This window comes from Methylobacter sp. sgz302048 (assembly GCF_052162025.1).
Taxonomy (GTDB): Bacteria; Pseudomonadota; Gammaproteobacteria; order Methylococcales; family Methylomonadaceae; genus Methylobacter.
Genome location: NZ_CP197401.1, coordinates 1920059 through 1937737, shown reverse-complemented (window position 1 = coordinate 1937737; position 17679 = coordinate 1920059). Strand labels below are relative to the sequence as shown.

Annotated in this window: 24 protein-coding genes; 3 read left to right on the top strand and 21 right to left on the bottom strand. The window is 48.5% G+C overall.

Going from position 1 to position 17679, the window contains the following annotated elements:
* Window positions 1–192: 192 nt before the first annotated feature.
* The 7 genes from ACTNE6_RS08840 to ACTNE6_RS08810 all read right to left on the bottom strand — a co-directional run bounded on the left by ACTNE6_RS08840 (window position 193) and on the right by ACTNE6_RS08810 (window position 4647).
* Window positions 193–633 carry a BON domain-containing protein gene (locus ACTNE6_RS08840; RefSeq protein WP_442499388.1) on the bottom strand — a complete coding sequence of 147 codons (441 nt, stop codon included), beginning with the start codon at window positions 631–633 and terminating at the stop codon, window positions 193–195.
* A gap of 103 nt (window positions 634–736) precedes the next feature.
* Window positions 737–895 (bottom strand): DUF3309 family protein, encoded by a 159-nt coding sequence (locus ACTNE6_RS08835; protein ID WP_194970350.1) that lies wholly within the window; start codon window positions 893–895, stop codon window positions 737–739.
* Window positions 896–963: 68 nt separating this feature from the next.
* Window positions 964–1098: a DUF3096 domain-containing protein gene (locus ACTNE6_RS08830; protein ID WP_370526990.1), complete on the bottom strand. Its 135-nt coding sequence runs from the start codon at window positions 1096–1098 to the stop codon at window positions 964–966.
* A 507-nt stretch (window positions 1099–1605) separates the two neighbouring features.
* Window positions 1606–2055 (bottom strand): hypothetical protein, encoded by a 450-nt coding sequence (locus ACTNE6_RS08825; RefSeq protein WP_442499387.1) that lies wholly within the window; start codon window positions 2053–2055, stop codon window positions 1606–1608.
* Window positions 2056–2446: 391 nt separating this feature from the next.
* Window positions 2447–2713 carry a four-helix bundle copper-binding protein gene (locus ACTNE6_RS08820; protein ID WP_434484721.1) on the bottom strand — a complete coding sequence of 89 codons (267 nt, stop codon included), beginning with the start codon at window positions 2711–2713 and terminating at the stop codon, window positions 2447–2449.
* Between the two features lie 438 nt (window positions 2714–3151).
* Window positions 3152–3700 (bottom strand): hemerythrin domain-containing protein, encoded by a 549-nt coding sequence (locus ACTNE6_RS08815; protein ID WP_442499386.1) that lies wholly within the window; start codon window positions 3698–3700, stop codon window positions 3152–3154.
* A 77-nt stretch (window positions 3701–3777) separates the two neighbouring features.
* Window positions 3778–4647 carry a hypothetical protein gene (locus tag ACTNE6_RS08810; protein ID WP_442499385.1) on the bottom strand — a complete coding sequence of 290 codons (870 nt, stop codon included), beginning with the start codon at window positions 4645–4647 and terminating at the stop codon, window positions 3778–3780.
* 341 nt (window positions 4648–4988) lie between these two features.
* On the opposite strand from ACTNE6_RS08810, the gene ACTNE6_RS08805 reads away from it, so the two are divergent.
* Together ACTNE6_RS08805 and smbP are read left to right on the top strand one after the other, a co-directional pair.
* A complete protein-coding gene (locus ACTNE6_RS08805; RefSeq protein WP_194970355.1) occupies window positions 4989–5474 on the top strand; it encodes a PRC-barrel domain-containing protein in 486 nt (161 codons plus the stop codon).
* Between the two features lie 95 nt (window positions 5475–5569).
* On the top strand, window positions 5570–5878 hold the full coding sequence (smbP, locus tag ACTNE6_RS08800; protein WP_194970356.1) for a small metal-binding protein SmbP: 309 nt from the start codon (window positions 5570–5572) through the stop codon (window positions 5876–5878).
* A gap of 567 nt (window positions 5879–6445) precedes the next feature.
* Here smbP and ACTNE6_RS08795 read toward each other — a convergent pair.
* The 12 genes from ACTNE6_RS08795 to ACTNE6_RS08740 all read right to left on the bottom strand — a co-directional run bounded on the left by ACTNE6_RS08795 (window position 6446) and on the right by ACTNE6_RS08740 (window position 13834).
* Entirely contained in the window at window positions 6446–7333 is an 888-nt protein-coding gene (locus tag ACTNE6_RS08795) for an IS982 family transposase (RefSeq protein ID WP_442499684.1), read from the bottom strand.
* Window positions 7334–7528: 195 nt separating this feature from the next.
* On the bottom strand, window positions 7529–7957 hold the full coding sequence (locus ACTNE6_RS08790; protein WP_442499384.1) for a hypothetical protein: 429 nt from the start codon (window positions 7955–7957) through the stop codon (window positions 7529–7531).
* Window positions 7954–8376, bottom strand: coding sequence for a phage holin family protein (locus ACTNE6_RS08785; RefSeq protein ID WP_442499383.1), 423 nt, complete (start codon window positions 8374–8376; stop codon window positions 7954–7956). Before ACTNE6_RS08785 ends, ACTNE6_RS08790 begins: the two co-directional genes overlap by 4 nt.
* 3 nt (window positions 8377–8379) lie before the next feature.
* On the bottom strand, window positions 8380–8625 hold the full coding sequence (locus ACTNE6_RS08780) for a DUF883 family protein (RefSeq protein ID WP_194970359.1): 246 nt from the start codon (window positions 8623–8625) through the stop codon (window positions 8380–8382).
* 105 nt (window positions 8626–8730) lie between these two features.
* The gene (locus ACTNE6_RS08775) at window positions 8731–9063 is read right to left on the bottom strand and encodes a hypothetical protein (RefSeq protein WP_442499382.1); all 333 of its coding nucleotides are present in this window, start codon (window positions 9061–9063) and stop codon (window positions 8731–8733) included.
* A gap of 223 nt (window positions 9064–9286) precedes the next feature.
* Window positions 9287–9721 (bottom strand): DUF2383 domain-containing protein, encoded by a 435-nt coding sequence (locus ACTNE6_RS08770; protein ID WP_442499381.1) that lies wholly within the window; start codon window positions 9719–9721, stop codon window positions 9287–9289.
* A gap of 38 nt (window positions 9722–9759) precedes the next feature.
* Window positions 9760–10284: a DUF1269 domain-containing protein gene (locus ACTNE6_RS08765; protein WP_194970362.1), complete on the bottom strand. Its 525-nt coding sequence runs from the start codon at window positions 10282–10284 to the stop codon at window positions 9760–9762.
* Between the two features lie 20 nt (window positions 10285–10304).
* Complete coding sequence (locus tag ACTNE6_RS08760) at window positions 10305–10691, bottom strand: BON domain-containing protein (RefSeq protein WP_194970363.1); 387 nt, start codon at window positions 10689–10691, stop codon at window positions 10305–10307.
* A gap of 449 nt (window positions 10692–11140) precedes the next feature.
* Window positions 11141–11416: a DUF883 family protein gene (locus tag ACTNE6_RS08755; RefSeq protein ID WP_194970364.1), complete on the bottom strand. Its 276-nt coding sequence runs from the start codon at window positions 11414–11416 to the stop codon at window positions 11141–11143.
* A 598-nt stretch (window positions 11417–12014) separates the two neighbouring features.
* Window positions 12015–12566 (bottom strand): ferritin-like domain-containing protein, encoded by a 552-nt coding sequence (locus ACTNE6_RS08750; protein ID WP_194970365.1) that lies wholly within the window; start codon window positions 12564–12566, stop codon window positions 12015–12017.
* An 88-nt stretch (window positions 12567–12654) separates the two neighbouring features.
* Window positions 12655–13005 carry a BON domain-containing protein gene (locus ACTNE6_RS08745; protein ID WP_442499380.1) on the bottom strand — a complete coding sequence of 117 codons (351 nt, stop codon included), beginning with the start codon at window positions 13003–13005 and terminating at the stop codon, window positions 12655–12657.
* A gap of 268 nt (window positions 13006–13273) precedes the next feature.
* Entirely contained in the window at window positions 13274–13834 is a 561-nt protein-coding gene (locus ACTNE6_RS08740; RefSeq protein ID WP_442499379.1) for a septal ring lytic transglycosylase RlpA family protein, read from the bottom strand.
* Between the two features lie 290 nt (window positions 13835–14124).
* Here ACTNE6_RS08740 and ACTNE6_RS08735 point away from each other — a divergent pair, with 290 nt between their 5' ends.
* A complete protein-coding gene (locus ACTNE6_RS08735) occupies window positions 14125–14892 on the top strand; it encodes a Crp/Fnr family transcriptional regulator (RefSeq protein WP_194970368.1) in 768 nt (255 codons plus the stop codon).
* Window positions 14893–14979: 87 nt separating this feature from the next.
* Here ACTNE6_RS08735 and ACTNE6_RS08730 read toward each other — a convergent pair whose 3' ends face one another.
* Both ACTNE6_RS08730 and ACTNE6_RS08725 read right to left on the bottom strand, forming a co-directional pair.
* Window positions 14980–16905: an LTA synthase family protein gene (locus ACTNE6_RS08730; RefSeq protein WP_442499378.1), complete on the bottom strand. Its 1926-nt coding sequence runs from the start codon at window positions 16903–16905 to the stop codon at window positions 14980–14982.
* A complete protein-coding gene (locus ACTNE6_RS08725; RefSeq protein WP_194970370.1) occupies window positions 16896–17606 on the bottom strand; it encodes a phosphatase PAP2 family protein in 711 nt (236 codons plus the stop codon). The genes ACTNE6_RS08730 and ACTNE6_RS08725 overlap by 10 nt, the downstream gene beginning before the upstream one ends.
* Window positions 17607–17679: the final 73 nt, after the last annotated feature.

The window sequence follows — 17679 nt, the reverse complement described above, 5'->3', positions numbered from 1 at the left end:
CACGGCCACCCTCGGTTGACCGTAGCGAGGCCGTCTTCGCCCAATGCCTCCAGATTCAGCATTGTAATGATATCCTATAACTCATCGTATTCGGCCAGCACCCGTCGTGCTCCAATGGCGCCAGCCAGTAGAACTTTCGGCCGAATTGCACATCGGCAGATTTTTATGCGGCGCCTAAGCTATAAACGACATTTAAATTCTGCTCGGCGCCTTAATGAGCAGTTTGTTCTCGACCGATTTCACATCAGGATGCCGGCGCGCTATTTCCACGGCCCTGTCCATCGCCTGCTGTGAGTTCACAATACCGCTGAGCGTAACCGCGCCGGCGGTTGTCGTGACGTTGATATTGGATAAGGCAAGCAACGGATCGTTAAGAAGGTCATTCTTGATGTGATTGGAGATGGCCGCGTCATTGATGTGTGCACTGGCTTTTTCGGTCTGCTCATCTAGCGGTCTTTGAGGTTCTTGCACGGTTTCGCCCGCTCTTGAAGCCGTCTGGCCGATTTGCCTGTCCGTCCTTTCTGCGCGCCCGGGCCCGTCCTGGGCGCAGCCGGCCAATCCGGTGGCTATTGACAGTATGACAAGAACCCTATCTGACAGACTGGTTCCTTTATGTGTATTTTTCGTTTTCATGGCATGGTCCTCCTGGCCCTCTTCTGGTCATGTAAAGCCTCATCCATCCCCCGCAGTAATCCTATGATCGGGATTACTGCTTATGCCAATCTTTATCTGATGCCTAGATCGCCCCCAACAGGAGCAGAATCAAGAAAACGACCAGTACCAGCCCGAGTATGCTGCTGGGCCCATAACCCCAGCCTCGACTATAAGGCCAAATGGGAACCACGCCCAAAAGAATCAAGATCAAGATGATCAATAATACAGTGCTAGTTGCCATAGCAGTTCTCCTTTAAAACGTGAATGTCACTCCGAGGGCTGGGCCTCGGTTTGGAAATCTACATAATGCTACCGATGCATCAGTCCCAGGACTCCAACGACAATTAAATATATAGCTACGAAATAATTTAAAAACCTGGGCACAATCAATATCAATATGCCTATTATCAGTGCCAGGATAGGTTCAATATTCATGGCAGTCATGAGAGCCTCCTTGTTGAATCAAGCGTTTCAGATCCAGCGCATGCATTTCCATCATAAAAAAATCAAAATCAGCCTCGCCTGTGGGCAAATTGCATGACATTATTTTTTACGTCTGGCTATCCGCACAGGAACTATGCTTGAGAGCAGTGTAGCGTCATGATCGAATGGCGTCTGTACAATACCGCACATAGTCGCTATTAAAGGATTGAAATTTTACAGATCGGTCGTTCATTCGAGCCTGGCAGGCGCAAGTTGAATTGACAGGACTTACGCAGTTTGCCTGTTCAACCGCCGAAATAAGTGGTTTTAAAACCTGTGGAGCGGCTGAAGTCGCCCCGACAGGCTTATGTAAGTCCTGAGATGGTTAAGTGCGAATACCCGAAGGGGCACAAGTGAATTCCCACCTACAGACGCACATCATTATTTAGGCGACAAAGTCCGCTGCAAATTGAATGAAGAACCTGCCGCCAACGCGGCTGGCAGGACGCTCGTCTGTTGTCATCAATATCATTCTCTCTTGGTGCCGCTGCCGCCTGGAATGGCGTCTCTCATCATATTGTCGCCGCCAGGGCCAACGGTATCTTTGTTGATATTTTCACTGTCAGGGGTGGGATTTCTGTTCTTCTCTTCGGTACTTGGGCTAGTGCCTTCGCCTGTCCGATCGCTGCCGGGACGTTTCACACCTTGCTCTATCCTCCTGCTGCCCCGTTCCAGCGTATTGCTGCCTTGACCGCGTACTCTATCGTCCGTATAGCCTGGCGCTGGCTTGGTGCCTCTGCCTGGACCTTGGCTTTCAGTACCTTGCTTTTCAGTTGCATGCGGAGGGTTGCCCATATAGATCAGGCTGGCGCCGAAAAGCAAAAGCAGCCAGAGTTTTTTTGCGGGAAATTCAACCTTATTGATGCTGGGCACTGATTTTGCAGCTACTGTATTCGATACTTTTTCTACAGATTTCATGACAGGCTCCTCTATGGAAAATATTGAAAGCTTTCAATGTGAACTAAAAACAATGTTTTATTGCAGCATTGCTGAGCGACTTTCGTTTAGCCTCTGTAAAAATACCTTGATTGAAGAAGGTTTATGATGGTTCTCGCCTTTAACTATCAAGACTGCTGTTCTTATCGGGATTCGGATGAATGGGCATCCTGGTAAAAACGCAGGATGTGTTTACCAGGATGCGTTTAAAAATAAAGATGAGTAAAGAACCTGCTGAAGCCGGTGAACGCTAGGAAATTCCTGTCAATTAGCTCATCCGATGCACAGGATTTTTCATGTTCCGTTTGTGCGCGACAGATCCATAGCTGAATTGATTCCAGCAAGCCGGAACCATATGCCATGCAATTTAGAATCAGTGCATTGACATGCCGACCATTTGTTTGCAGCTGTCAGCGCATTCCCGGCAGGTAGATGCGCACTCCTCCATATCTCCGACGCTGTCGCACTCCATAGCGCAGGCCTCGCAGATTTCGGCACAGACTTCGCAGGTGCGATTGGAAAAACGGGAACTGCTGAGCATGAATTTGGCCGACAGCTCACAGATTTGAGCACAGTTCATCATCAGGCGGAAATGCTCAGGTGCGACGTGCTTACCGCCCATTTCCAGACAATCGTTCATCGCGGTTTCCCAACAAACCTCGGCGCAACGGTTACAGCTATCTATACATGACTTCATGGATTGGTGAGATGGGGTTGAAACTGTTCTTTGTCCAGGCTGAATAGAAGACATAGTAGGGATTCTCCAAAACTTAATTAGAAAAACAAACGCGGCCTGAAAAGGCGCGCTACTTTTTACAGAAAACCAGGCTTCGTTATATGCACTCAGTCTAAAACCTGAAAGATAATTTAATCAGATCAGCAATCACAGTCAGTGCGTTGCCGTACATAAAACACTTTTTGCGATAAACAAAACGAATTTTTCGATAAGTTTTTGACCCGTCTTACGCGGCCGCGCCCCAATAGTCTGTCAGTTCTTTACACAGACTGAAAACCCGCCATGCAGCTTTGAACAAGGCCCGATATTGAAACAGGGCCTTGCCATTTTCCGGAACAGAAACTAAGGCATTGGACCCTGCTGTGTCCGCTCCCTTCCCTGGCCCTTGGACATCGATGCGCCAATCATGCCCATATCCATCTGGAGTTCCTGCTTGCGCTGGCCGAGCCGTTGCCCCAGCGCAGCCAGATCGATCGAGGCTTTCTGGAGCAATGGGAACATCTTGCCTTCTTCTTCCCTGATGTGGTGTTCGACCATTTCTTTCAGAACCGTGACTTTAGCATCGTAGTACGCTTCTTCGGGAGCCATCAGCACCAATTGTTCGATCTGCTCCCTGGTCCCTTTATGCTCGACAACGGCTTCATCCATGATGTCCAATTGACCAATCGCCTCAATGGTGGCCGGATAGAAGATTTCCTCCTCGATCTTTGCATGAATTGTCAGCTCCGCGCATATCTCCTGCACGATATCCAGCTTCTCATCCTCGGCATCCTCAGCTGTTTTGAGCTTTTCGAATTCCTCGAACAGCATTTTCACTTTATTGTGATCGTGGGTGAGCAGCGCAATGGCGTCCTGTCCACTGCCAGGTGATTGCCTCTCTGTCTGATTCATAATATTTGCCTCTTAATTAAGAACGAAAAGCGAGTCGCGCATTCCGTCACAGGTTTTTCAGGTTGGCCACTTGATGATTAAAGCTCTTCACGAACCTCTACATCAGGGATCGGTGTTCCGACGATACCGCCCAAGGCGCCCGCTATGGCGCTCAATAGGATCACGATAAAGCCCCATAAGGCCGACCATGATACCGCTCTGGCAGTGCTGTCAGCCGCCTCCCGAGCTTCTTGTGCGGATTGCTGATAGGTCCTGTCCCATCTGTTTACCCGGTTTGCCGCTTCATCCATGGTCATACCCGTGCGTTCCACTAACAGATTGATTAACGCCGTGCGGTTGGTTTCCTTGGCGCCAGTATTGTCAGCTGTCAAAAAGCGTTCCAGCGTCAGATTGAACTCGGAATCCATTACCCGAGTGCTACCTGCCCGAGGAGAAAGCACCAATCTTGCGTCTTCTTTGATATCGTTCCATGGCGCGACAGTGGACGCGGTCTCCGCCATCACACGAGAGCCTGAACTGAGCACTGTGCCGGCGCCGCTTACTACCGAGCTGATGGCGCTACCCAACAAATAAATGGTAATCAGCGTAGTCAGCGCCCAGACCAGCAGGCCATGCAGCAGACCGTCAAGGTGACGCAGATAGCCGGAGAATTGGGCTGCAACCCAACCGCCGATAACCAGCGAAATAAAGCTCGAGACGACCCACCATAAACCGGCGCCGATACTGAATGCGCTCGCGCTCGGCGTGCCTCCTACCCGTAACGGATCGATCGTGCTCATGCCGATGCCGGTGCCCAACATGCTCAACAGCACTTGAACGCCGAGCGCGACAGCGACGCCGGCAAATACTGACGCCCAGGACACGTGTTTTATCCATCGGGTCCGCCCTGGCCTGCGAGGCGATATGCCGGGTCTTACATGCGTTTCTTCATAAGGTACATTACTCATAACCATGTCCTCCAAAACCAATTAATTGAAACCGATGAGCATCTATTCTGGCTATAGCCAATTATGCAATGTCCGATAGCTGCTCGGTTCATATCGTGTTCGGTCTATATCAGATCCATATCAATAGAAGCTCAAATATTACTCAAAAAATGGCGGTTCTGTCGGTACGCTGACGTACATAAAATGACTAATAACTATGGCTGATGGCATGTTTTGCCTTATTTATTTTTATGTGCGAAAGCGTACCGATTATTTTTAGTTTTGCAGGTATCTTTTTACATCAAGATACTGGAGAAACTGCTCCAGTTATATTGAATCTGATTATTATTGAGGAGGTTGACATGAGCTATTTAGATCGTGATCCTTATGGCATGTATACGAAGTATAGAGATGTGGATGAAGGCCCTGGCCCACGGCTCATGGGTGCAGATACGCTGCTTGGCAACGACGTCTACAACCGCAAGGGTGAAGACTTGGGCGATATCAAGGAAATCATGCTGGATATGACATCAGGCAGAGTAGCATACGCTGTGCTGTCTTTCGGCGGCGTCTTGGGAATTGGCGATAAACTGTTCGCAGTCCCTTGGGATGCATTAAAACTGGATACGAAAAATAAACGTTTCACAATGGATGTCGACAAGGAACGCCTGGAAATGGCGCCAGGATTCGATAAGGACCGCTGGCCCGACATGGCCGATGAAACCTGGTCAAAAGAAGTCCACTCATTTTATGGAACAAAACCGTATACGACTGAGTCTATACAGCAACCGTATTCAACTGGAACGGGATCTACGCATCCAGGCGAATCCGGATCTACACGCCACTAGCAGTTCCATACCGCGCTGCTTTGGCAGCGCGGTTCTTATCTCGGTCATCCGAGGATATTTTCTTTAAAATAAAAACAACAGGAAGGATATCTATTATGAACATGAAATTGACTACTTTGTTGGCAAGTGCCATTCTGTGTTTAGGCTCTTTGGGTGTCTACGCAGCGGAAAATCATATTAAGGAAGCGCTCAAGCATGCCGAGGCTGCGGCTAAGGCCTCTGATGCAAAGACTGCCGCCCAACATGCCGAGCAATCTAAAACTCATGCGAAGACTGCCGATGAACATCTCGATGCAGGCATAAAAAGTCTGGAAAGCGTCATAGAACACGGCAAGATGGGCCATGACGATATGGCCAAAAAAGCCGCTGAAGAAGCGGTTACACATCTTAAAGCCGCTCAATAAAACCATTTTGCTTAGAACAGAACAGCGGCAAAAATTAGATTATTGTTGTTCTTAAGAAATTTCAGGAGTGTGGTCAACCATTAATTCTTGGGGTGCCTCCTACCACCTATCACGCAGTTAATCCTTAGCGTGAATACGGCCTCGGTTTTTGTCCCGAGGTTTTTTTTGTCCGTTATTATTTATGCGTTTAGCTATTTTTAATGTCAATGCCCCTAACGACATTCGTTAGCCTGATTTTTTAATGATCTGATGTTACGCACGAATCGATCTCTGTTTTAGTTTTACTGCGACACGCCCCGAAGCTTGAATCTCGGGGCGAACCCGACGGTAAGCGCTCCAGGAGCATTCGGGCCTGCCCGCAGGTGCAAATTTACTTGTGCCCCTTGCGGGTATTCGCACTACCTAAGCCGGTACACTGTCGTTTGTTCCGGCCGAATACCGAAGGGCACAAGTGAATCCGACCCTGCAACGGCGTAACAACAGTTTAAAGATTTATAATATGGAGAGATAAAACAAAGTTACTTCAAAAGGATATGAGGATTTTGACTTACTTAACCTGAGTTCGGTTTAAGCATTCTGTAAAAGAGGTAGTAAATCAGCCTCACGTAATTGAAGAGCCGGCTTTTTATCCTGATAGGAATAAGCGACTAAACTCGCAATGATATTGGACATGTAATGGGTCAACGAACGATGCCGCGAATGCTCGAGATCGCCAATATTCTTGAGCTGGTCATTGATGGTTTCGATAATGCTGCGCTTGCGCAGCAGTAGTTTATCAAAGGCATCCATGGCCTGAGCTTTCATGTTCTTTTTCAAGGTGGTAATCAGTTTAATATTCTCGCCGGCCAACAGCTGGGTTAATTTTTTGGAAATATAGCCTCGGTCGCCGAACAGCTTGCCGGTCAATGCTTGCACCAGTTTAGGTACCGGTTTTCTATCATCGACATTGCCGGCGGTGATACAAAATGACAGAATCTCGCCCTGGTCATTAACGATCAGATGCAATTTGAAGCCATAAAACCAGCCGGTCGATGACTTGCCGCGCCCGGCTTCCTTGGCGAAGGTTTTGTGCCGTGGAATACGGATGTTCTTGCAGACTTTCAGAGGCGTAGAGTCAACAAAAGCGATGCCTGCCGAGACGCCGCGACGACTGTTCATAAAGGCGGTAGTCGGCGCCAACAGTTCTGGCATCAGTTCGATAAAGCGGTTATAGCTCAACAGGTTAGGAAACTCAGATTGCCAATAGCGTTGTACATGCTTCAGGTAAAACCATTTGAAGGTTCGAAAGCCTGATTGATGGTAAGCCACTAAAATCGTGATCATTTCGCTATAACTCATTCGATGCGGACGATGGCGTTTCTTCTCGCCTTGAATGAGTTGATTTTTTTGCCATTCAACTATAAAGGTTCGGCAAAAATCGTCCACATCGCAGAATAAGTGTGTTAATTTCATCAGTAGCAGGTTTTTTGTTTGAGAAAGTTAGCGTCGAAAACTTATTTTCTCTTTTTATAACAAAAACCTGCTTCTTTTTCTTATCCCGAACTCAGGTTACTTAGCCATAACGCTAAATCAATGCGGATACTTAGGCGACTTCCCAAAGCAGAACCTGCTGCTGAAGTCGCCCTTGCTGTCTGGATGATTCCATGGCCTTTAGCCAGAGGGGTGCTGAATTTTTGCATCCTTGGCGGCGGATCTCGTTTTTGACGCCTCCTCTGGAAATAAAGTATCCAAAATCCAGACCAGCGGCAGCGCCTGATATAGTTTTTGTGCCTGGGATATGAAATTCATGGCCTTCTTTAAAGGCGTGACATCAGCCCCTGATCTGGCATAAGCCTGCTTGGCGGTTTGCTGTTCTTTCTTGAGTGAAGGCTTGGTCAACTCGCCAACAATAAACCCCACTTCAGTGACCAGCAGTAAAGTGGTCGGCAAGGTCGCTTCATATCGCAGATCTCTGACTAACGCATCAGTACGAACCTGGACGCGGTGCTGCCGGTCCATAATCTGCCGCTCAGCCTCTTTAATTTGAGTGCTCAAAACACTCAGACTCTCTTTGCGGTTATTGTTTTTACCTGACGTCATGAATCCTCCCTGTTCTTAAGACTGTTAACTGTCTCTGGAAAAAATAAATAACGGCTCTTGCTCCGTATGAACCAGAACAGCATTAGCGCAATCAGTAAATTAACACCCGTAATCAATAGGACAGCCTCCATTTCGCCTACCATATTGCTCTCAATCAGTGCCAGCACAGCGGCAGCCATGAGGCCGATCCATACCATAAGCAGTAAAACTGCCATAAACACCCCGGCAGCCGCTATGCTCACCAAGCTTCTGCCCGCTCGCTTCGCTTCCAGCGTGGCCAGTTTTAAATGATTATGGGCCAGCTCGCGCAGGTCCTGCCATAATAACCGGACATCCTCCAGCAAGTCGGCATGACTCGTCGGCTTGCCGGAAGTAACGGATGATTGTACCAGCCTTTCCTCTGTAGGACGGATAGCCATCTATCATCTCCTGTGTTCTAACGTATGCGTCGTGATCTGGCTCAACATAAAGCCGGCTGCCAACGCAATGCCCATTGAGGTGATTGGGTGCTCGCGAATGTAATCGCGGGCGTCTTCCATCAGTTGCTCTTCCAGTTCTTTTAACTGCTCGCCTTTCTCGCCGAGCACTTCGGTAGCTTGACTGGTGACGCTGGCAATTTTTTCAGCCGCCTCTTCCGCGGTGCTTGATAATTTGTCTATGGTATCCATAATGATTACCTTTGCTGTGATTGTTAAAAAAGTTCGCCAGAGGCCTGAAAAGTCGCCTTCTGACAGGAACCGGGCCGAATATCGACAAGCCTTCGGGGTAACTGATCAACGGCCTTTTTCCCGGCTTTTTTCCATGATCAGATTGCCGTATTCATGCTCTTCCAGACGGCCTGTCTCACCGGCATCCACCTTATCAAAATACTTGAGTAAATACGGGTAGTCTTTCAGTTCATCCTTGGTCACGTAGTGGTCGCCATTTTTGTCTGCTTCCATGAAGGTCGGCGATTTTCTCATGGCGTCCCCTTGATCCGTGGCGCCACCGGCACCACCTTCCGATCCCATACCAGCGGTATGGGCCGACTGGACGATGCAAGCCATGCCGACAACGAAAGCAATTGGCAACCAAAACCTTTTCTTGAAGGAATTCAATGTTTTCATACTGACCTCAGCTGATGATTCAATTTGCAAAAAGGGTATCTCTGTTTAGCGAATGTGAAACAGCATCCAGGTTGAATGTGCTGACCTGATTAGCGCGTTTCACAATATCGCCTCCTATTTCTCAACAGAGGCCTGCAAGACCCAGATAACGCAAGAACCATGGGGAGTGCCGGCTAATCGTCCACGCTTATGCACTAACAGGCACTTGCCCGAGGACGAATGGCTAGCCGCTAAGCAGTCGATTGAGCGCCCGGATATTTTCTTGCTGCGAAGCCACAAACTTCGCCTGAATCAGCGCACTCACCTCTGAAGGCATCTCGGGATCCTGCGCCGCTTGTTCATAATCATCCAGACCGCTTTTTTCTCCAGCCAGCAAGGCATTCAGCATGGCATCCTTGCCTAACAGCTCTGCGCCGCTCATGACAGCCTCGGACCAGGAGCCCCATAGGCCGGAGTCGCTGGTAGGCGTGCCTCCCATTTGCTGAATTTTTTCCTGCAGCTCGGAAACGGCTTCGGTATGTTCTTCATAGATAGGCTCTAGATAGACGATTTCCCTGCGTTGATTCTCTTCTTCGAATTTTTCCAATGCCTTATGATAGGTCTCTGTGGCAGCCAATTCGTTCTTCAGCAATTTCTCAACTTTATCAATGCTTGCCATATGAATCTCCTGATCTGGTTTAGATGAAAAAAGATGATTTAATGATGCGGCGGCTCAACTTCACCCGTTGTTGAAATATCTTCGGCATTAGCTTCCTCGAAAATCTCTTTCACTTTGGAGCGCGCTTCCGAAGTTTCGGTATGGACTGAAATCAGCGCATTGCCGCCCTGAAGCCGGCCTTCATATCGTTTAGCCTCATATTCCGGAATGCCTGCTCCGATCAGTGCACCAGCCAGACCGCCGGTAGTGGCGCCAATAGCCGCGCCGCTTAAGGCGCCCATAATAGGGCCCGCAGCAATAAATGGACCTATGCCCGGAATAGCCAGCGAACCGATGCCGGCCAGCCAGCCCAATATAGCGCCTGTGCCGAGACCTAGAGTACCGCCGATAGCTGTGCCTTCAGGTGATTTGGTGTGTTTTTCATGGCCGAATTCATGCTCACTGCATTTGTCCGGCAACAGCACGGAAATATCGTTGTTGTCAAAACCGGCCGCTTTCAGTTGGCTGATGATATGTTCCACCTGGTCGTTAGTTTGAGCGATGCAAAAAACTGCTTTGTTCATGAGATTCTCCTTCAACCAAATTATGGCGCTTTTATTTCAAGCTCATTATGAACCATACTAACCCCAGGCGTTTTCTGAGCGATGGCTTGCAGCTTGGTTCTTTCCTCTGCGCTGTTGACGGGCCCGCGCAAAGTTACCATACCGTTGCGCGTGATAATCTTCACATTATGGGCATTGGTCGACAACGACTCATCGTCGGTAATGGCTTTGCGGATATCTGCCGTGATCTTGACATCAGCCTCATTCTCAAGCTGGTCCTCAGGCGTTAATGTCTTATCGCCCTTATCACGCACATTGCGTTCGGTATTTTCAACAGGACTGCCGGTAGTTCCGGCTTCAGCCAGACCTGTCACCAACGTTAAGCCGGCAGCCAATGTCACGGTCAGTAGTGATAATCGTTTTGACATAACTATTCTCCTTAAAATAAAAACTTCATTAGTTTCAAGGCCCATTTGCTCTCCCAGCCAGCCTTTTCAGCGACAAAACAATTTCCCATCAATAATTTAAGATCAAGCAACAATTGTCGTGAGCCTATCAACTTAAGATGCCCAGTTTCCGCCACTCCTAAAAGCAAGGTCGGGCTACAACAGCATGAAGAAAAAAACGTTGGCGATACCTGCAAACTTGTCTTGATCCGTGGGTGTGATGGCGCTGCGCTTCCGCGCAACGCCATCGCTGTGACATAACCTGACGCGTTGTCGATGGGGCTTCAAATACATGTCTTTCTCAAAAGGAACCGGACAAATTAATCTGCCTTGCGGCAACGCGTAAGAATCATGTACATTTTTTAATCGCTAGGGTTTCTTTGCCTCCCCTTCCTTTCTTAAAGTGGCTGTTTAAAACACCCACACTCGATTTAGCGATGGCCCATCAGGCGACTTAATATAAACCCGCTGCCCAGTGCTATGCCTAACGATGTCACCGGATTCTCGCGCACATACTCGCGCGCATGTTCCATCAGCCGTTCTTGCGCATCCATCACTTGATCGCTTTTCTCACCGATGACTTCCGCAGCTCTATGACTGACTTCTGCGGCTCTATCTACGGCTTCATGCGCCCCGGCTTTAACACGTTCAACCGTTTCGCCAGCGCGCTCAACAGCTTCGCCTGTACTTTGTCTTGTCGTTTCCATAGTAGTCTCCTCTATCGAAGAAAGATTAAGATCATAAAGATCTCGAAAAAAGTGCCCCTATATGACACATGCTGTTTGCTCCGATTCTGAACGCTGAAGCTCAGCGGCCAAAACCCTTGGAGTAAAAGTTAGTTAAAGATCAGATAAATGATGACCAGTACAAACACTGGCACACCCAATAACCATGCAAGCACATACTTACCCATAATTATGTCTCCTCTGAACCGTTTCAGGCTTGCCGACACTGCACCGTTATCGTACCCGCTGACAAAATGGCCGGCTGAAATGGTAATTACGAGATGCTGTTATCAATACATTTTCTGCTATTTCATGCAGCTCACTGTGATGTATCTTAGTTGACATGGTAGTAGTAAAGATGCCGTATAGTCGGTTCGATAACGCACATAAAAATCCGTGCTGCATCCTTGCCGCCGGGCTGGCTGTACGCTGCGACCTTATGTCGCAGAAAGAAGTCTAAAAATTGCCGCAGCTGATTCGGTAGATCGCATCCAAATTTATCGTCAAAACCGGCAGTGCGCCCGCCCCGGCACGACGATATCGGCCGATCCCCCTGAATTAAGGGTTGAAGCACATGGTTTCATGAACTCGCTTCCGCCATTCTTCCTTGCAGCAGATCGGCCAGTTCGTCGGCATGTTCCTCTTCTACAGCCAGGATGCCTTCCAGCATAGTACGCGTGGTCGGATCGCTGTCGCCCAGGTACTGGACCATCTCCCGATAACTGTCGATGGCGATGCGTTCAGCCACCAGATCTTCCTTGATCATATCGACCAGCGAATCGCCTTCCACATATTCCGCATGGCTGCGCCCGGATAGGCTGTCCGGTGAGAAATCGGGCTCGCCGCCCAGCTGTACGATGCGCCGCGCAATCTGATCGGCATGGCCCTGTTCCTCGTTAGCATGTACGAGAAACTCGTCGGCGATGCTCTTGGACTGAATGCCCTGAGCCATAAAATAGTGGCGGCGGTAACGCAGCACGCATACCAGTTCCGTGGCCAACGCATCATTAAGGAGCTTGATGACCATCTGCGCATCAGCCGTATAACCTGCCGTCACGGCACCGTCATCGATATGCTGTCGTGCCTGCTTGCGCAAGGTCTGGACATCAGTCAAATAGTGTTTTTCAGTCATGGCGACTCCTCCAACCGGTGCTGAACCGTGTGTCTACCCAAAAAATACGCAAGCCTCTACGCTGGTAGGAGCTTGCAGCGCGTCAAGCCTATCTATAGCCTGCCTCTTTAAGCCGCATATCATTTTTTACCGATCTGACGCCATTGACTCGTTGAGCAACCTCAATCGCTCTGGTGATATCGTCCCGAGATTCCACAAAACCGCTTAACTGCACATTGCCTTGGTTTGTTTCAACATTGATATCAGCGGATTCCAGGCCGGGCTCATTAAATATGGCCGCTTTTACCTTGGTGGTGATCGTGCTGTCATCAACATACTGACCGGTGGTTTTGCTTTTCCCGGCCATTGTATCCGAGGTTGTATCAGTGGTTGCGCAACCGGTTATCGATGCCAATATCAGAGCTAGAACAAATGCTGGGCTATATTTGATTGGTTTCATAACTAACTCTCCAGATGAATAATTAAATGATGACGGTCGATCATGATTTATACCCGGATATTAGATGGCACAAGCCCTTGGAGTGAAGCAACAACGCTTCATCAGATAAAGGCGATGCGTCAATTGAGCCAGTCTGTTTAAAGATTCAGTTATTCAGCAGAAAACCGGCTCTGTCAAAAGCTGGCCTTAATGCATGACCCAAAATAATTTTAGATTTGAAATCTGCAGCTGTCGGTTCGCTGTCTAACATAAAAGCGCATTGCATGATTTATTTTGCTTTAGCAGACGAGCTGGAGGCGGACTTTTTCTTTGTAGATTTTTTTTGTTTCTTGGTAGATTTTGTCTGCGTTTCGCCCGTCTGTTTCGTCTCGGCCTTATTGGATGAGTTCTTTTTGACTGGCTCTGTAGCCTCAATCTTAACCTTACTTACGCCTTCCTCTCTCATATCAAGTTTCTTGGCGGCTTCTTTGGACAAATCAATGACGCGATCTTTGACATAGGGTCCCCGGTCAGTGATCTCGACCTCGACCTTTTTCTTGTTTTCGAGATTCGTTACTTCAACTTCTGTCCCCAACGGCAGACGGGGATGGGCGGCCGTCATGTCTTTTTGATCGAAAACTTTGCCGCTGGCAGTCCTACGACCATGAAATCCGGGGCCGTACCAGGAAGCCTCGCCGACCTCCTTGTAAGTCGATTGGAACGCTGGCTGACTTTTTTTGTCTTGTCCCTCCGCCTCTTCCTTGGCGCAGCCGTACCACATCAAACTACTGATCAGGACGATATATAAACTGCCATAAAAACTTTTTCGGCCTTGGGCGATTATTATCATGACATTCACGGATCGTTATTTAATCTCCAACTCTAAAAAATGACTGAAATTCGATAGAAGATCTGTTCGGTATCGAACAGATAACTGCTTATTGAACCTTGGCCTTTTGTCATGTTCTACACGCTTGAGTGCGTTTCTACTTTAGAGCGAGCGTATTGAATTACTCTTTGACCTCTTGTATTTACATTAAAAAATCCTTAATAAACATAACATTAAGTATTCATGCTTATTGTCCTCGGCTTTTAGCCAAAGGACAATTCGTCGCAATTTAAACCAGCCAAAGTTTAATTATGTCTATACATAACCCTCGACAAAATTACCTTATAAGTGCGCTGCCTCCACTCATTTTCGAGCGTTTGGCGCCGCATCTGGAACTGGTCCCGATGCCCCTCGGCGAAGCGCTTTATGAGTCGGGCGATCCATTGTGTCATGTCTATTTCCCTACGACTTGCATCGTATCCTTGCTTTATGTGCTGGAAAATGGCGCATCAGCTGAAATTGCCGTAGTCGGCAATGAAGGCATGGTAGGGGTCGCCTTGTTCATGGGCGGCGGAACCATGCCGAATCGGGCGGTCGTGCAAAGCGCGGGACACGCCTATCGCTTGAAAGGCACCATCCTCAGACAGGAGTTCAATCGTTCCGGCGGACGCCGCTATGGCATGTTGCATCAACTGCTGCTGCATTACACGCAGGCTCTAATGACGCAGACGTCGCAGACGGCCGTCTGCAATCGGCATCACTCGGTGGACCAGCAATTATGCCGTTGGTTGTTGCTGAGTCTGGATCGATTGCCTTCGAATGAACTGACCATGACCCAGGAATTGATCGCCAATATGCTCGGCGTGCGGCGCGAAGGCGTTACGGAAGCGGCCGGCAAACTACAGCATGCCGGCCTGATCCAGTATAGCCGTGGCCATATCACGATACTGGACAGACCGGGACTGGAAGAGCGGGTCTGCGAATGTTACAAGGTGGTCAAACAGGAGTTTGATCGCTTGCTGCCTTCCGATCACAGCCAGATTCACGCCCAGTTTCGCTCGTTAAGATATGCTCACTAGACCAGATAAAGAGACTGTGAAAGCTCCCCATAAATAACCCTGGCCACTTCCACGCCCTAATATGTACCCTGTCTTCGCAGTCTCGCTTTACTGATACCGATTTAAACGGTGAGACCAGATATAGTCAGCCGATTGATAATACGCCATTTCTTCCTCAACCAATGGAATCTCTGACTTGATGTCGATGGGCTGATGCGCGCCCAAAGGATCGGCTATCACATCAATCTTCTGCTGTGGCGACAGATATACCAACTTATTGTCTTTAAACAGGCCCAGTTTCTGGTAATTGCTGATCAGCGCCCTGCCCTCGTCCTTACGTGTACGCATAAGATCGCGTCCGTAAAACTGGCTTTCATAGCTGAAGTTTAAAAGCCCCAAAATGGTCGGGGCGACATCGATCTGACTGGACAAAATATTATTGCGCTGGACCGGTACATGCTTGGGCGCATAGATAAACAACGGAATATGGTACCTGTCCACGGGCAGATCCACCTTGCGCGCGCTGCCGGCACAGTGATCCGCAACCACGACGAAAAGGGTATCGTCAAACCAGGGTTTGGTTCTGGCCAGAGCGATAAATTCTTGCAGTGCATAATCGGTATACTTGACTCCGCCGGTGCGTCCTGTGCCCGACGGGATATCGATCTTGCCTTGAGGATAGGTATAAGGCCGGTGGTTGCTCGTGGTCATGATCTGGAAGAAAAACGGCTTGCGGCTTTGATGATCCAGATCGGCTTCCTTGATCGTGCGCTTGAAAATAATGTCGTCCGATACCCCCCAGGCATTGGAAAATGTCACTTCCTCGGCAGTGAAATCGGTCTGGTCGACGACGCGGTAACCGTTGCCGGCGTAAAATGCGTTCATGTTGTCGAAGTAGCCTCGGCCGCCATATAAAAATGCTGTATCGTAACCGTGCAACTGGAAAACATGTCCCAGATTGAACAAGTTGCCATTATCCGGCCGCTTGACGATCGACTGCCCCGGTGTTGGCGGAATCGACAGGGTTAATGCTTCAAGCCCGCGGATCGTGCGCGTGCCGGTTGCATAAAAGTTGGTAAACAAGAGCCCTTGTTTGAACCATTCATCCATGAACGGTGTAATGTGCTCGGTATTGCCGAAAGCGGTTAAAAACTCGGCGCTCAGGCTCTCGACGGTAATCAAGATCACATTCAGCTGTTTTTCTTCGCCGGATTGCCTGATCATTCGCTTGATGTCATACAGCCTCTCGCCAACGTCTGGCAAAGGCTCTGCGGCCAGTGCTGTCCTGATCGTACCGGATAAACGTTTGTCATCACCCAATTTATAGAAATGACGATAGTCGAGTTCATTGTTGCGAAACGCTGCGAAAAATTGGTAAGGGCCATTGGCGGCCAGTTCATTCAGGTAAGTATTGGAGGAAAACTGATGCGCTGACTGTCCGACGGCTACATAGCTGACAAGCGGCAGACTCAGTAAGGAAGCCGTGATTTTTAGCCGCAAAGCAAAAGGCTCGCTGGCGTTAAAGCTCTTCGACAGCAATTTTCCCGTTGCCAGAAAACAGGCAATCGTCGCGAGTAAAAGCCCCGACAGAATCCAGCCCAGCGGATACGATTCAATAATGTTGTGCACCACCTCATGAGTGTATATCAGATAGTCAACAGCAATAAAATTGAATCTGACCCCGAATTCGTCCCAGAACGTCCATTCGGAAGCCTCGACAAAAAACAGTGCGTATAAACTGATAAAAAAACCGGCAAAGACAATGATCCTGTTGATTTTGCTTTGATAGGCTGCGTTCGGCAGAACCAGCAGATACAGTGAAAACGGAATCAGCAGATAACTGAAAAAGGCCAGATCATTGACAAAACCCAACAGAAAAGCCAGGGCTATTGAATAAAACGAAACATCCAGGTCAGCCAATTGCTTGATCAGCAATGCAGCTCTGACCCCTGCAAAACTGGCCAGGCTAATCAATAAAAATAGCAGAATAGTGGTGAATCGTGATTTCTCAAACAATTTTGTTGCTACGTCCATTGCAACTGCCTCCTGAAAAACAGCATGAATAATACCAATGAAGAAAACCAGCACACAGCCAGCGCAAATACGTCATGGCTTAAAAAATGCGCGCCGCGCACTTGCTGAGCAGCGCCGTAAAGAGTGCCCAAAGTCAAACCGAAATACAGTCCGTAAAACTTATAGTCCGGCTTCACCATAAGCAGATAAAAATAAAGGCTGAGGAAAGTGAACCCTGAACCGGCATGTGCGGCAGGAAAACAATGCCCTGCTTTCAGTTGGCCGCCTGCGTAATCGAATAAACGTATATAGGGTTTATCGCCGCCAAACAGCGCGAGACTCCAGGGACAATCGACGTGCGTATAGCTTTTCAACAGTATGATAATCAAAGGTCCGCTGATGCCCGAAGCCAATAAGAAAAGCAGATGCCGGCGATGAGGATAAAGGATTGAATCTGGCCTGAATGAAATGAGCCAGCACAGCATTATGGCCGTTGCCAATAGATAAGTTAAATTGCGGCCGCCGATATGCAGAACGTCTTCAGTGAGCCAGTTTTCCTTGTACGGCCACTGGTGGAGGCTGGCGTTATAAAAATGTCCGGTAATCCATAAGTCCACACGGAAGAATTCCAGAGCTGCAAACACAACTGCGAACAATAGAAACGGAATGATAAAGTGGACCACGAAAAACTTATCAAAATCCAGCCTGATCGAATCGTTCAAAGCTTATTCCCTTCATTAATAAAGAGAATAGTGTAAAAAAATCCTGGTTAACTCATGGTTAATATAACGTTAA